The organism is Lysinibacillus sp. FSL K6-0232 (assembly GCF_038008325.1).
Taxonomy (GTDB): Bacteria; Bacillota; Bacilli; order Bacillales_A; family Planococcaceae; genus Lysinibacillus.
The window spans coordinates 3031891-3047012 of record NZ_JBBOYW010000001.1 but is presented as its reverse complement, the minus strand read 5'-3'; the positions used below and the strand labels follow the sequence as shown (position 1 = coordinate 3047012).

14 protein-coding genes are annotated in these 15122 nt (G+C 36.6%); 7 read left to right on the top strand and 7 right to left on the bottom strand.

Translation table 11 applies throughout. The features are described 5' to 3' along the window. Window positions 1–251 precede the first annotated feature (251 nt). From MHB42_RS14930 to MHB42_RS14920, 3 genes are all read right to left on the bottom strand, one after another. A complete protein-coding gene (locus MHB42_RS14930; RefSeq protein ID WP_340807132.1) occupies window positions 252–797 on the bottom strand; it encodes a hypothetical protein in 546 nt (181 codons plus the stop codon). A gap of 17 nt (window positions 798–814) precedes the next feature. After that, window positions 815–970 carry a hypothetical protein gene (locus tag MHB42_RS14925; protein WP_340807130.1) on the bottom strand — a complete coding sequence of 52 codons (156 nt, stop codon included), beginning with the start codon at window positions 968–970 and terminating at the stop codon, window positions 815–817. A gap of 429 nt (window positions 971–1399) precedes the next feature. Continuing rightward, a complete protein-coding gene (locus MHB42_RS14920) occupies window positions 1400–3250 on the bottom strand; it encodes a transglycosylase domain-containing protein (RefSeq protein WP_340807129.1) in 1851 nt (616 codons plus the stop codon). Between the two features lie 372 nt (window positions 3251–3622). Here MHB42_RS14920 and MHB42_RS14915 point away from each other — a divergent pair, with 372 nt between their 5' ends. Both MHB42_RS14915 and MHB42_RS14910 read left to right on the top strand, forming a co-directional pair. Beyond that, window positions 3623–4210, top strand: a complete 588-nt coding sequence (locus MHB42_RS14915) for a peptidylprolyl isomerase (protein ID WP_340807128.1) — start codon at window positions 3623–3625, stop codon at window positions 4208–4210. A 22-nt stretch (window positions 4211–4232) separates the two neighbouring features. Beyond that, complete coding sequence (locus tag MHB42_RS14910; protein ID WP_340807127.1) at window positions 4233–4445, top strand: hypothetical protein; 213 nt, start codon at window positions 4233–4235, stop codon at window positions 4443–4445. 45 nt (window positions 4446–4490) lie between these two features. Here the strand turns inward: MHB42_RS14910 and MHB42_RS14905 are convergent, their stop codons facing one another. Next, window positions 4491–5918: a hypothetical protein gene (locus MHB42_RS14905; RefSeq protein ID WP_340807125.1), complete on the bottom strand. Its 1428-nt coding sequence runs from the start codon at window positions 5916–5918 to the stop codon at window positions 4491–4493. Window positions 5919–6031: 113 nt separating this feature from the next. Beyond that, entirely contained in the window at window positions 6032–7204 is a 1173-nt protein-coding gene (locus tag MHB42_RS14900) for a MalY/PatB family protein (RefSeq protein WP_340807123.1), read from the bottom strand. A 72-nt stretch (window positions 7205–7276) separates the two neighbouring features. On the opposite strand from MHB42_RS14900, the gene MHB42_RS14895 reads away from it, so the two are divergent. After that, complete coding sequence (locus MHB42_RS14895; RefSeq protein ID WP_340807121.1) at window positions 7277–7537, top strand: DUF1871 family protein; 261 nt, start codon at window positions 7277–7279, stop codon at window positions 7535–7537. 177 nt (window positions 7538–7714) lie between these two features. Here MHB42_RS14895 and MHB42_RS14890 read toward each other — a convergent pair whose 3' ends face one another. Beyond that, the gene (locus MHB42_RS14890) at window positions 7715–9055 is read right to left on the bottom strand and encodes a sodium-dependent transporter (RefSeq protein ID WP_340807119.1); all 1341 of its coding nucleotides are present in this window, start codon (window positions 9053–9055) and stop codon (window positions 7715–7717) included. Between the two features lie 193 nt (window positions 9056–9248). Between MHB42_RS14890 and MHB42_RS14885 the strand changes: the two genes are divergently transcribed. The 3 genes from MHB42_RS14885 to yugI all read left to right on the top strand — a co-directional run bounded on the left by MHB42_RS14885 (window position 9249) and on the right by yugI (window position 11910). After that, a complete protein-coding gene (locus MHB42_RS14885; protein WP_340807117.1) occupies window positions 9249–9800 on the top strand; it encodes an RNA polymerase sigma factor in 552 nt (183 codons plus the stop codon). Continuing rightward, window positions 9793–11445, top strand: a complete 1653-nt coding sequence (locus MHB42_RS14880) for a hypothetical protein (RefSeq protein WP_340807116.1) — start codon at window positions 9793–9795, stop codon at window positions 11443–11445. Before MHB42_RS14885 ends, MHB42_RS14880 begins: the two co-directional genes overlap by 8 nt. Window positions 11446–11532: 87 nt before the next feature. Beyond that, window positions 11533–11910 (top strand): S1 domain-containing post-transcriptional regulator GSP13, encoded by a 378-nt coding sequence (gene yugI / locus MHB42_RS14875; protein WP_340807115.1) that lies wholly within the window; start codon window positions 11533–11535, stop codon window positions 11908–11910. Window positions 11911–11998: 88 nt separating this feature from the next. On the opposite strand, the gene MHB42_RS14870 is transcribed toward yugI, so the two are convergent. Further along, window positions 11999–13321, bottom strand: a complete 1323-nt coding sequence (locus MHB42_RS14870) for a sigma 54-interacting transcriptional regulator (RefSeq protein ID WP_340807113.1) — start codon at window positions 13319–13321, stop codon at window positions 11999–12001. A gap of 143 nt (window positions 13322–13464) precedes the next feature. Between MHB42_RS14870 and pruA the strand changes: the two genes are divergently transcribed. Further along, window positions 13465–15009 (top strand): L-glutamate gamma-semialdehyde dehydrogenase, encoded by a 1545-nt coding sequence (gene pruA / locus MHB42_RS14865; RefSeq protein WP_340807112.1) that lies wholly within the window; start codon window positions 13465–13467, stop codon window positions 15007–15009. Window positions 15010–15122: the final 113 nt, after the last annotated feature.

The following is a 15122-nucleotide window of genomic DNA, read 5'->3' as shown; positions in this document are numbered from 1 at the left end:
TATGCTTGGGAATATTGGATATTGGGTACAGTATTAAAAATCAAAAACTCGCATGTACAGTTATGTGCTTAAATATCGAAATATTCGGGAGTTTTAGTTAAGATTTATCAGATGTACTCAATAATTAAGATAAAAAAGTTGAAAAACAGTATCTTACAGTTCATCAAGTAAATTGTGAACTGAGACACTGTTTTTAATATGATTTTATTCTAAAACTTTAATTAATTTACTATAAATATAGTATTGATTTATTAGTATAAAGAAAATGTATGACTAATTTGGTGGAACTTTCTGTAGGTATGTGTATTACCACTTGTAGCAGTTAAACTGAATCCAGCTGCTGAAAATCCACTGCTAATGCTTCTATTGTTAACTTTATATTCTAAGTTACCAGCAGCTCTAAAGGAAACAGTAGTGCTACTAGCTTTAGAAGCTGTTTGATATCCATTAGCCCAAGTATAAGAGCCTGAACCACCTGGTAAAACAAATGCAGTTCCAGAGTTTACTGATACAACTTCTCTAAATGATCCCGAGCTATAAATTACTGTGTCTACTCCATATGTTACATATGCATAGTTTGAAACTACAGTATCAGTTTTTCGCATTAGATAATTAGTATTAGCTTGTGTTCCTACTGACCCAATTGTTTCTATTGGTGTAACTGAATACGTGTTTGCAACATTTGTTAGAGGAATTGCATTATTTGTATTAGTCATTGAGTTTTCCAATAAGTTATTGTATAAAGGCTTATCTGAATATTTTGCATGAATTTTTTTAGTTTCTTCAAATATAGCCAATTGCTGAATATAATTTTCTAAATTCTTTGTTGATCCATTACTTTAGAAAATGAGTCTAGCTCTTGCTGTGAGTTTTCAAAAGTGGTAGCTGCAAAAGTAGTTACTGATTCCCCTGCTAATAAGCTTGTAGCCAATACACCAACAGAAAATGCTTTTAATACTTTACTGTTCATAAACTATTGATACCACCTTTTATTTTTTGTATTTTAATAGAAATGGAGATAAATTTATAGGCTTAAGCCAGTAGCTTACTCGAGTAAATATACAATAACAGGGATTTATGAAAAAACAATAAGTTACTATTTTTTCATTTTTTGTATTTAATAGCTATTTTAATACATAAAGTAGAGTGTTGGGGTGTTTTGAAATGTAATTATTTTTAAAGTTAAAATTATGAAGAGATGATATGTTCTCTAGTAGGTAGATAGATGAAAAATAAAAATCATCTACTACTTACTAGAGATTTTTTGTATAAGTGTTTTATGATTTTTATTGCAAAAAAGCTAAAGGGCTTGAGTCTATTAAAATTTCATAACCTAAGCTTTCCTTAATATAATGTTTTCATTATTTGATTTTCTACTTGATAAAAAAACTGGTATTTATTATTCTAGTAAAACATTAAATAATTGATGATGGATTTTGTATTGTTCTAAGCTTTGCATGGATTGGGGTTTGTCGTAGCCTAGCCATACTGCTGCTGTGTAGCGATCGTTGAGACCAGCAAGCCAGTAATCTCGGTAGTCATTCGTTGTACCTGTTTTTGCCCCAATATAGCTACTGTTGCTGTAAACCCCTTGACCTGTGCCATTTGCCACAACATCTGCTAATAGTTCATGCATATATTGGACAGTTTTTGCTGACCAAATTTGCTCGCGCTCTGTATTCCAGCTATAAAGTGTTGTTCCATCCAGCGCTGTTACTTTTCGAATACTATGTGCAAGCGCATAAGACCCATCAATAAAGCTTGTATAAGCATCAGCTAGCTCTAATGCTGTTACTCCATATGTTAGCCCACCCAATGATGCAGCATAATTACGATCCCTATCCACAATGGAGCGGAAGTGGAAACGATCTAAATAATGAAAGGCTGTGTCAATCCCAACTGTTTGGAACAGTCGTAATGCTGATGTATTGTAGCTATAACGAAATGCTGTGCGTATAGATACATCCCCATATGTGTAGCCTCCATAGTTTTGTGGACAAAATGAGCCAATACAATAATTGCCACCATTTACAGTAGAGTCAGGTGTATAGGTTGTCGTTTCAAAAAAAGGTGCATAAACAGCAAGTGGCTTAAAGGCAGAGCCTGGCTGACGTGTACCTTGAAAGGCACGATGATAATCAAATTTTTCATAGCTTTTCCCCGCATAGAGGCTAACAACTTCTCGTGATTGATTGTCAATAACAGCTCCTGCTGCTTGCAATTGACCTGCCCCTAAGATAGCTGTCATATTATTTTCATCATGAAGCTGCTTAGTTGGGTCGAGAGCTGTGTAAATAATAAGTCCATTTTGCAATAATGATTGAAGTCGATTATCTAGCTGTGCTTTAATGGTTTTCTTCTCTTCTTCACTATTTGTATAGTTAAGGCGATCTGTATAGCCTTCTGTATCAGCTACTAACCATTTTAACTCCTGTAAAACATAGGTACTGTACATAGGATAGCTTTGAATTTTCTCTTTAATGTTTAATGTAATTGTTTCAGCCTTATATGCTTCAGCATTTTCTTTAGTAATGGAGCCATTTGCTGCTAATGTATCTAATAAGCGTTCCTGCCTTGCTTTTGTTTGGTCAAAATTTTTTAATGGGTTATAAAGTGATGGATTGTTTGGAATAGCAGCAATAAAAGCTATTTCAGCAATAGATAATTGTTGGAGAGGCTTTTGAAAATAATAGGTGGCTGCTCCACCAATTCCATACACTTGATTGCTAAAATAGGATTCGTTCAAATACATTGTTAAAATAGCTTCTTTATCAAATTCTTTTTCTAATTCATAGGCATAAAAAAGCTCTGTTAATTTTCGTTCATATGTTTTTTCCTCTGATAAATAACGCATACGAACGAGTTGCTGTGTGATGGTACTACCACCTTGAGAGGTTGTATTTGTATTAGAATTGGCTACAACTGCACGAATAATGGCACTTAAGTCAAAGCCAATATGCTCATAAAAATCAGCATCCTCACTAGCAATAAATATTTCCTGGGCAATTTGTGGAATTTCTTGTAATGTAAGTGGCTGTCGCCATTCGACATATTCCTCACTAAATGTTTGTCCATCTCGATCAATTAGTGTTACAGGGAGCTGTGTTTGCACTTCGGGTAAATGAATAGCTTGAGCAAGCTGTTTCTCATGTGCTTGAGCTGTATGAATCTCAGCCCGAATATTTGTACTAATCCACCATAGTGCAGGTAATGATAGTAGTATAATAAAAAAACCAAAAGCTTTTTTCATAGGTGCCTCCATAATTTCTATCAATCACCTCATAGAATAACATATTTTGGCTTAACACCAAATACATGTTTAAACGATCATTATGAAAAGTGCAAAAATCGTCAATACTTTGATGAAGAAAACGAGCGGGAAGTATGTTAGACTAAAATGAGGTCAGAAAGGATGAACCATCATCTTTTTCATCCCGTATTAACAGGCTAGCTAATCTCCGCTTCAACATGTACGTTCAAGCCAAAACGTTTAAGCAAAGGTTCAATAGTCTGTAAAAAACCCGGTTGGTGAAGCTTCCAATTAACAGGGATAAAGAAAATCCCCACTGAGTGAAGATTCACTTTATCGAAACTGAATTATACATTTAAAGGAGAGACTTCAATGTTTCCACAATTAACAACAGATGTACAAGCAGGCGAAGTGCTTGTAGAAATGAACACAACACTAGGCACAATCAAAATTAAATTATTTCCAGAGCAGGCGCCTAAAACAGTTGAAAACTTTTTAGGTCATGCAAAATCAGGCTATTATAACGGCATTATTTTCCACCGTGTTATTCAGGACTTTATGATTCAAGGTGGTGACCCAACTGGTACTGGTATGGGTGGCGAATCTATTTGGGGCGATTCTTTTGAAGATGAGTTCTCTAATGAATTATTTAACCTACGTGGTGCGTTATCAATGGCAAATGCAGGTCCAAACACAAACGGTTCTCAATTCTTTATTGTACAAATGAAGCACCTGCCAAGCGATATGCTGCGTCAATTACAAGGTGCAGGCTTCCCAGAAGAAATTATTGAAGCCTATGCACAAAATGGAGGAACACCTTGGTTAGACCATAAACATACGGTATTCGGTCATGTTGTAGAAGGTATGGATATTGTGGATAAAATTGCAGAGGTAGAAAAAGACTTCCGTGATAAGCCACTAGAAGATGTGAAAATTGAGTCAATTACAGTCTTTGAATAATAAGCAAAAGGACGTGTAGTATATGGAAAACTTAATGTATCAATTTTTATATTTCCCAGAAGATAAATCAGGCTATATTCCAGCAGCTTTTGAATTTTTAATTATGCTTATTTTATGTATTGGAGTTTTTATGCTTCTTCGTAAAATTTCTAAAAAGCAAGAAATAAAGTCGAAAGAAATTGAAGCACGTATTTTAGCAGAAAAGAACAATACAAATCACCAGCAAAATATTTAGCCAAAAAAGAATCTGCTTCACTCTGCACGAGGAGAAGCAGATTTTTTATTTATATTTCTTTCGATAACGTCGCATATTGTTTTGAAGCATTTTGAACGCAGTCAAACAGACAAGTACAAGGGATAAGCCAATGCCGCTTAACGCTGTAATAAAGGCTATCCATTCAAATAGTGTATAGCTCCAAATACTATCGAACTCCTTGCTATCCTTCCAGCCATCAATGACTAAATTCATCCCGTAAATGCCTGATATTACGGTAAAGACTGTTAAAATAAATAATAAATTATTGCTTCGACTATCTGATTGATCCTCTTGAATACGATATAAACTATCCAGTGTGGATTTTGTTTCTAGATAATGCTCCTGAATATTAAAAAATTTGCGTAGCATCTGTGAAATTTCTCTGCCCTCTGTGCGAACAACTACTTCTTCAAAGTAATAGCGTGCAGAAAACTTCGTAATAAGCTCGATTAATTCATTCACAACTAGCTTATCCTTACCCCATTTGATTTCACTATATTCATAGGAAAGCTTTAGCAGCATCATTTTGTAAAAGTAGTGAATAAAAAGATTATAATAATGAATGCCCATAAATTCTTGAATACTATGTGTGCATTTTTCTATGGGCAAATTTGTTAAGGTTATTTGTGCTTGCGCTGAAGTAACCATATAACTATTTGGTGCCCAGCGTGTATGTGAATGTTCCTGCACGTAATTAGCGATATATTTAGGATTTGTGCTAGAAATAAAAGGTTTACCTTCAGGCGTTCTTCCATCAACTTGCCCTAATCGAAATAAATGTTCAGGCAATAGCTCTGAAGCTTCCTCACTAATTAAATAAGCCGCAGCAAACATTCGTTCATCTTCAAAAAAAGGTAATCCTTTATAAATATCGTCTTGCTGGTGCAATAGGAAGGGCTGTAAATAAGGAATAAAATGATTAAATAATAATTCACTTGTTGATAAAAAATCACCAAATGGAAAGTGATGAATAGCCCCTTTTTCTTCTCTTAATTTTGCCTCCAACACTCTAAAATAGTGGATAAAATGAAGAATATCGCTTATATCGTGCGCTGTATCAGTAATGCTTGTTCGGACTGTTAAAATACCATTGCCAAAGGGACATAATGTAATATCAATGCTCATTACCTCATAATTCAAATGATTTTCTTGATATTGCAAGGAGCCTTGTGTATAAAATGCTTTTGAAAAACGAGTAAAGTCTGAGCTATTTATAGTGGCTGAAAATAATTTATCTTCAAGAAAGGGGTAGAAAAATTGGTCAAGCTCCTCATGAACAATGGAAATATCTCCGTAAAAGGCATTTTCAAGAGCTGTATTGTCTAATGTGAAAAAGGAAAAACCTTCTTGCAGTAGGACAGCAGAGATTTCCTGACGATTATTTGTGCGATAAGCGAAAGGAAAAAGGAATGTCATATAGGATTGCTTAATCGTTAATGGTGCTACATCCATTTGAAACACCTCTTTAATTATGTAATTGTTAAAAACTTTTCCACCAATTTATATTTTTAAACATACAAGGAGCTGTCTAGGAAGCTTTTATATTCCTAACAGCTCCTTATATGTTATTGTATAAAGGCTTTTTTAAAACGCTCTACGCCATCCTGAACTGTTTCAAATGAACAAGCTACATTCATACGTAAGAAACCACGACCTTCTTCGCCGTATTTTGTTCCTGGCTCTAGTCCCAGTTTACCAATTTCTAATAAACGCTTCATAACATTCTTTTCGTCAAGCGCTAATTGTCGATAATCAATCCATAGTAAGTACGTGGATTGCGGCTTTGCTACATAAATGCCCGGAATTTTCTCTAGCTCTGCTTTTACATAGTCCATATTAGCAGAAATATACGAAAGCAATTCCTCCAACCAAGGAGCGCCTTCTGTATAAGCCGCGTGAAGTGCTACAGGGGCAAATGAATTTAATAGACCTTGTCCACTTGCCATATTGACTGCCTCTAATTGAAGACGCTTTTTCTTATCTGTCACAATCATATAAGCAACTTGAATACCAGCTAGGTTAAACGTTTTAGTAGGAGCCATACATGTGATAATACGATCTATTTCATCACCTGCAATTTTTGCTAATGGAGTATGCTTTTCACCATTTAACATTAGATCGGCATGAATCTCATCAGAAATAATTAAAACATCGTATTTTGCACAAAGGCGGATAATTTCCTTTAATGTTGCCTCATCCCATACATAGCCACCTGGATTATGAGGATTACATAATATATAGGCTTTTATATTTTGAGCAAGAGCCTGTTCAAAGGCTTCAAAATCATAGGTAAATGTTCCGTCCTTTTCAACCAAAGGACAACTAACAACTTCACGAGCATTGTTTTTCGGTATCGTAAAGAATGGTGGATAGATTGGTGATGAAATCAATATTTTATCATTAGGCTCTGTTAATGCGACAATGCAATTCGCTAAAGCAGCAACAACACCATTACAGAATAAAATAGAGTCTTTATGAATTTGCCAATCATGACGAGCCTTTTGCCAGTCTACGATTGACTGTAAAGCTTCTTCACCAATCAAGCTATAGCCAAAAACAGCGTGCTCCAAATATTGCTGTAAAGCCTTTGTAACGGCTGCTGGAGGAGCAAAATCCATATCGGCTACCCACATAGGTAAAATATCTGATGCATCTTGAAGCCCATAAACTTTTTCCATTGCATCCCATTTGATAGAGTTTGTGTAACGGCGTTTAATCGTTTGATCAAAAATAGACAAGCAAATCACTCTTTTCTTTTTTATTTACTATGGTATCATACGAATATGATTAAAGGATAATAGGTGAGTATTTTGGAAAATATAAAAATGAATCAAGCAGCAGTACATCTATTAGAGGAGTGGGACCCATTCCACTTAGGTTCAGATCATTATGATACAGAAACAGCAGATGTTGTTGCAGCATTGCAAGGAATTGACGACCCATCAACACTTGCAAAGGTTATTCAAGAAACATATGAGCATTCGTTTGAACAATGGATACCATTTGAAGAGTGTGTAGCCATTTCTTACAAACTAATTGCCATTAAATTTGAAGCAAAATGTATTATCTAATATATTTTGCATAATTTAAGATAAAAAAGTGGCTGGCCAAAAAGATAATCCCTTTTTGGTCAGCCTAGCTTCTATAATAGCTATTCGCTAGAATTATTGCTTCTGCAGTAGTCACAATAAACTATCACTATCCTTGTTGCAAAGGAGCCGTTTCAGACGGCTCTTTTTTTATTGAAACTACTTAAATAATGGTAAAACACCCTGAATAAAAATAATAAAAATAGCAATTGGGGAGATATAGCGTATTAATATATACCAAATGTTGAACATCGTACTGGAGGCAGCAAGCTCCTTACGCGAAATATCTTTTGTGTAATAATAGCCAGCAAATATCGAAATGAATAATGCGCCTATTGGCATACCAATACTGTTAGTGAGAAAATCAACAAAGTCAAAAATGGAGCGATCTAAAATTTGTACATCCGATAATATACCGAATGACAATGCACTTGGAATACCAACGATAAAGATAATGATACCACCAATCCAAGCAATCTTTCTCCGTTTTTCGGGCTGCTCTCCAATCGCAATGGCAACAACAATTTCAAGCATAGAAATGGAAGAAGTGACTGTTGCAAAAAGCAGGAGTATAAAGAAAATCGTTAAGAATAGTCCACCAAGAGGTAGCTGCTCAAAAACAGCTGGCAAAATAATAAAGACAAGACCAGGTCCTTGGTCAGGCGTATAGCCAAGCGCAAATACCGCTGGAAAAATAACTAGACCTGCAAGCAGTGAAATGATAATATTCATGGATGCTACGTTGATGGCTGAGTTGCCAATCTTCTCTGTTTTAGAGAGATAAGAAGCATAGGTAATCATTACCGCAATACCGACACTTAATGAGAAAAAGGCTTGTCCTAAAGCCATTAAAAAAGTTTCTGCGTTAAAATAAGACCAATCAGGTACAAACATAAATTTAACGCCTTCCATCGCCCCATCTAATGTTAAAGAGCGTATAACTAAGACAATAAAGAAAATAAAGAGCAAAGGCATCATCCAAGTGCTTGCCTTTTCAATGCCACCTTTAATTCCTGCTGAAACAATCACGACTGTTAATAACATAAACAAACCCTGCACAAGAACAGCTTCAAAGGGGCTTGAAATAATACTGCCAAATAAATCTGCATAGTTGATATCAGCATTCGTATTTGTAAGCTTAAACGTAATGGCACGACCTAGATAGCTTAAAATCCACCCACCTACAACACTATAGAACGATAGGATAAGACCAGCGATAATCATCCCACCCCAACCGATGAGATACCATGGTTTTCCTGGCGCTTGCTCTTTAAAAGATGTGACAGCATCCTTTTGACCTCGACGACCAATCATAAACTCTGCTATGAGCACTGGTAAGCCGATAAAAAATGTACATAAAATAAATAATAAAATAAAGACACTACCGCCATTTGTGCCAGCCATATAGGGGAACTTCCAAATCGCTCCTAGCCCAATGGCACTTCCTGCGGCTGCTAAAATAAATCCAATTTTAGTTGTAAATTGATCTCTCGATGACACGAAAATAATCCTCCTTATATTAAAGTTTTATTTTACCGCAATATTTTTATAACACAAGCAAATATCTGAAAATTGCTGATAGCTATTTCTAAAAGAGATATGAGTCATCTACCTCCTTTTTACATAAATAACAATTAAATTATGTAACAATTAGAAAGGTTTCCTCGTTCCATAGACAAAAGGGGGGATTATTTTGATAGAAGCTGAACTAATCTTAAAAGCACAGCAAGGGGAGAAAGAGGCATATATTGAGCTTATTCAAATTCATCAACGAACTGTAGAAAAATTCGCCTTTCAATGTGGTGTACATAGTAATGATTTAGCAGATGTGTCACAGGAAGTATTTGTGAAGCTATATCGCTTTTTACATCAATTTAAACAGGATCGTTTTACAACATGGCTCTATAAAATTACCTTAAATGCAACTCGTGATTATTATCGTAAGGAGCAACGGCAGCAAGCAAAAGAGCAAAAGCTTCATGCGCAACCACAGCACACATCAACTTCCTCCGCAGAAGAATTTATGCTGTTATTTGAAGAGGATAGGCTGCTCCATAATGCCATTCAAGCACTCGATGAAAAGTATCGCTATCCGCTCGTATTGTATTACTTTCATGAATTAAAATACGAGGAAATTGCAGAGGTGCTTAACATTTCATTATCAACGGTGAAGGTGCGATTATTACGAGCGAAGGAAAGGCTAAAGGTAGCATTAATGCAGGAGGGGTGTGCTGAAAATGGATGATAAACAATTTGAGAAACGTATGGCATTGCTAAAAAAATCCTATGATCGACTGGACACACAGCTAGACCCGAACAAGGTGCTAGAGCAAATTGATAAGGAGGATGCGGTACACAATACACAACCAATCCCTGTAAAGCGTAAGAAAGCTTCTGTTTGGCTAGTCAGCATAGCGAGTGTATTTTTGTTAGGTATTTTAGGAACATCCTATAGAATTCAACAACCAGAGGAACCTTTAAATAGTGAGCAACAAATTATGCAAGAAAAGCAGGAGGAGCAGCAGAAAACATATCAAGATTGGGTGAAGGAGCTCACAGAGAAATATAAGCATCAAAAGGAGGAAATTAGAAAAGAATTAATGGTTTCCTTAGATGAACTCAATGCTTTTCCGTATATCCAAAACATAGAAAATGAATTTAATGGTTATACGAGCAATAAATCTGCTGAACGAATAACAGCGGAAATGGCAGAAAATTTACAGCACATGGAAGATAGCGTGCTGGAAAAATTAACAACGCCAAAGCGACTGTTTGAGGCTATTGACGGTAAAAGACTATTAACGTTTGAGGAATCCTATAAAATTTATGATTTATATGAGCAGCCAGCCATTCAATTGGAATCATTTTACAGCGGTTTACTGGAACCATATGAGCATCTACTTAAGAAAAAAGTACCTAGTAGTCAGTATCCATTGGAATTACAAATTATTATCGAAACAGCCAACGAGCAGGGGATGGAGCTTTCTATCAATGATAATGGCTCCTATGCTTTTAAAGCGAACCCCATTAATGGGGCATTTGCATTTGAGGAAGCTAAATATCTTCACCCTGATAGTTTAGGCTATTTTGAGTACTCACAAAAAGGCTATTTAGTAATGGATAAGGATGATGTACGCTATTCACTTGAGGAAACATTAGAGATATTAGCATCGTTTGAACGTACATTATTAGCGGATAAAAATTCAGGTTCAACGTATTATTATATGCTGCGCGATAGATTTGAATATACATGGGCGGCATTGCTTAGAGGTACGCCAAAGCATCCTGCATTGTTAGCGGATGGCACGATTAACAAAGACTATATTACATTGTTACAGCAAGTAGCAGATGGTAAACATAGCAAGGTTGTGAGGCAAATTGCTGCAACGATTTTACAGGAGCTGGCACAGCAACAAACATCCACGACACGAGATGGATTAGCTGCCTATGATATTTGGCAAGCCCTTTTACAAGCAAAAGGGAAAAAAGCAGGATTTAGAAATTATGATACGTTTCACTTTAGCTATATGGATGAAGCGGAGGCTGTACGGATTGACAAGCTATATCAGCAATATAGAGAAGGTGGCAAAGAGGCATTGCTTAATCAATTAAGCCCGATTGATATGGTTGCGCTTTATTTATATGCCATTATGGTTGGAGATCAAGCTTTACAGCAAGCATTAGTTATGCCCAATACAGTAATGGATACAAGTCGATTCAACCATCTTGACAGTTTAACAGCTATTAGTCAATTAGGAGAATCTAATGCGCCTCACAAATATCCATTAGTATCTGTTCGCATGAAGGAGGATTCGAATGATAAAGCAGTCATTATTAAATTAATGAAAAATAATAATGGTCATAACCGAATCATTGGCATAGCGGATTAAGGAGATGATTTTTTGCCCCGATTTTACACGTATGTTATAATTTAAGCGATATATACGTAGCAAACAAAAAGAAAGTGGGCAAAGGTTATGGCAAAAAAATATGAATTAGGAGACGTGTTGACCGGAAAAGTGACAGGTATTCAACCATACGGTGCATTTGTTGCACTCGATGAAAACACACAGGGTCTTGTACATATTTCGGAGATAACGTACGGATTTGTAAAGGACGTTAGTGAGTTTTTAGCTGTCGGGCAAGAAGTAGAAGTAAAAATTCTTGAAATCGATGAAGAGGCCGAAAAAATTAGTTTATCGATGAGAGCACTTCAAGACCGCCCAACAACAGTACGCAAAAAAGATGCACCACCACGTAAATCATTACAGGATCGTGTGGATGAGTCGGATGCCAATGGTTTTAATTCGTTAAAGGATAAATTGCAGGACTGGATTGAACAATCCGGGCAATAGAGGATAGGGATACTTTCATTTACGAAAGTATCCCTATTTTTATTCCGTATTAACAGGCTGTAAGACCTCCACTGATTGAAGGTTTACTTTATTGCTTTTGATGTGTACTATTTTTGATTTTTCGAATGCGATATTGTAGGTTTTGACGACTCATTCCAAGTGCATTTGCTGCTTTTGTAATATTACCCTCATATAAATTTAAGACATTTTGCACATAATAGGATTCGGCTTCACGTAAATAGGCATCAAGTGGCATCACATCATGATTTTGTTGAAACATAAAAAATTCTGGCTCACGATTATTCGTATTTTGCTGCTGTACTTTAAAGCGAAAATGCAATGGCAATAAATCTGATGTAACTGTTGATTCAGTTGTCATAAATGACACGATTTCATCCAGCAATAGCTCAAGCTCTTTTAAATTACCTGGCCAATCGTATTGCAAAAATAATTCCTGAACATCTGGTGCAAGCTCCATCACTTGAGAGGCAAAGCGTTCTCGATGACGGCTAAAATAATCCTCTACAAATGGTAAAATATCTTCTTTACGATCAGTTAAGTTAGGAATCGTAATCGCCATTTTTGCAAAGAAATAATACAGTGACTTGGATAGCTTTTTTTCGGCAATTAATGTAATAGGGTCACTGCCCACACTGCCAATAAGCATATACTTGGACTGTGGCAGAGCTTGCAGCATGGCTAGTAGCTGCTCCTGAATATCTAAGCTTAAAAAATCAATACGTTCAAAGAAAAAGGTATAGTCTTTATCTTCTTCTAACAGCTGCTTTAATTTATCGAGCACTGATTGAGCAGAACGTCGACTAACAAGTGTTACAAATGCTTCAGAATCAGGAGAGGCTGCATGGTGAATGCCTTCTGCAACTAAATCCTTGCCTGTGCCAGATTCGCCAATTAATAATACAGGTAATTTCACAGCCGCTGCCTTTTTGGCATCTTCAATCACTTGCTTCATGGATGCCGAGGCTGCTTTAATCATATCGAATGTTAATGGCTCATCATAGCGGCGAAGGGGTTGATAAACAAGCTTTTCAAGTGATGTAATATCTCGCGCAAATTCAATCGCACCAATAAGTTTATTTTCAACAAAGAGTGGAAAAGTATCATTGATGGTCGTGATTTCATGCCCGTTTTTATTCCAATAAGTTTGTTTAACGTTAATTTCTTTTTTGCCTGTTTGCAAAACACGCATTAATGTACTTTCATGCTGACGGAAGGAAAACATTTCGATAATGGAACGATCCGCTAGCTCATCAAAATGGAAGCCTTCAATTTCTTTCATTTTTGTATTGTAAATAATCGTTTTGCCAGATAAGTCTACTGCATGAATACCAACGGATACATTTGTTGCAATAAACTCATAAAAAGGTAGTAAAGGTTCAGAATTTTTCATAAAAGTGAACACCTCGAAAAATTTTACTTGAAATATGCAACGAAATTTTGCATTATAATAAGTGTAAGAATATTTTATACGCAAAAATATTTTGCGTCAATGTTTTTTGCATACTCAAATACATCTTACTAGGAGGATTAAGAATGATTCCATACAAACACGAACCATTTACAGATTTTACACAAGAGGCAAACTACAATGCTTATGTAGAGGCTTTAAATACAGTAGAAGGCTACTTAGGGCAAGACTACCCACTGATTATCGGTGGCGAGCGCATTACAACAGAGGATAAAATTGTTTCCTACAACCCTGCTAAGAAAACAGAAGTGGTGGGTCGCGTATCAAAAGCGAGCCAAGAGCTAGCTGAAAAAGCGATGCAAGAGGCAGACAAAGCATTTAAAACATGGAAAAAGGTTGATCCTGCTATTCGTGCAGATGTACTTTTCAAAGCAGCAGCAATTGTGCGTCGTCGTAAGCATGAATTCTCAGCTTTATTAACAAAGGAAGCAGGAAAACCATGGGCTGAGGCAGATGCAGATACAGCAGAAGCGATCGACTTTATGGAATACTATGGTCGTCAAATGCTACGCATTAAAGATGGGCAACCAGTAGAAAGCCGTCCGGGTGAATATAACCGCTATGACTATATTCCATTAGGAATTGGTATCGTTATTTCTCCATGGAACTTTGCCTTTGCAATTATGGCAGGCACAACGGTGGCAGCATTAGTAACAGGGAACACAGTGCTATTAAAGCCTGCTTCTACAACACCAATTGTTGCGTATAAATTTATCGAAGTATTAGAGGAAGCGGGTCTTCCAGCAGGTGTGGTTAACTTTGTCCCAGGCTCTGGTGCAGAAGTGGGCGACTACCTAGTAGACCATCCAAAAACACGCTTCATTAGCTTCACAGGCTCACGTGATGTTGGCTTACGCATTAACCAACGTGCCTCTGTTGTCAATGAAGGACAAATTTGGATTAAACGTGTCATCGCTGAAATGGGCGGTAAGGATACAATTGTTGTCGATAAAGAAGCAGACCTTGAATTAGCTGCACAATCCATTGTGAAATCAGCATTTGGCTTCTCGGGTCAAAAATGTTCGGCATGTTCTCGTGCAGTGATCGTTGAAGATGTCTATGACCAAGTTGTAGAGCGTGTGGTCGAATTAACAAATGCGTTAACAGTAGGTGACCCAGCAGATTTCAATAACTTTATGGCAACAGTGATCGACCAAGCAGCGTTCAATAAAATTACAGAGTACATTGAAATCGGCAAAGGTGAAGGTCGTCTAGTAGCAGGTGGTACAGCAGACGATTCAGTAGGTTACTTTGTACAACCAACAGTATTTGCAGATGTAGACCCTTCTGCACGCATTATGAAGGAAGAAATCTTTGGACCAGTAGTGGCAATTGCGAAAGCAAAAGATTTCGACCATGCCATTGACATTGCAAACGATACAGAATACGGCTTAACAGGTGCAGTTATTACGAAAAACCGTATGCATATCGAAAAAGCACGTGAAGAATTCCATGTCGGCAACCTGTACTTCAACCGTGGCTGTACAGGTGCGATTGTTGGTTACCAACCATTCGGTGGCTTCAATATGTCAGGCACAGACTCTAAAGCAGGTGGCCCAGACTACCTACAATTACACATGCAAGCAAAAACAACTTCAGAAATGCTTTAATTTTCAATTGATGGGGCTATTCAATTAAGTAGAAATTAAAGCAATGTTAGCACAAGAAGCTGCGTGACTTCTCCAGGTAATACTGCCCTGGCTAAACCGTAGGCACTGCAAAC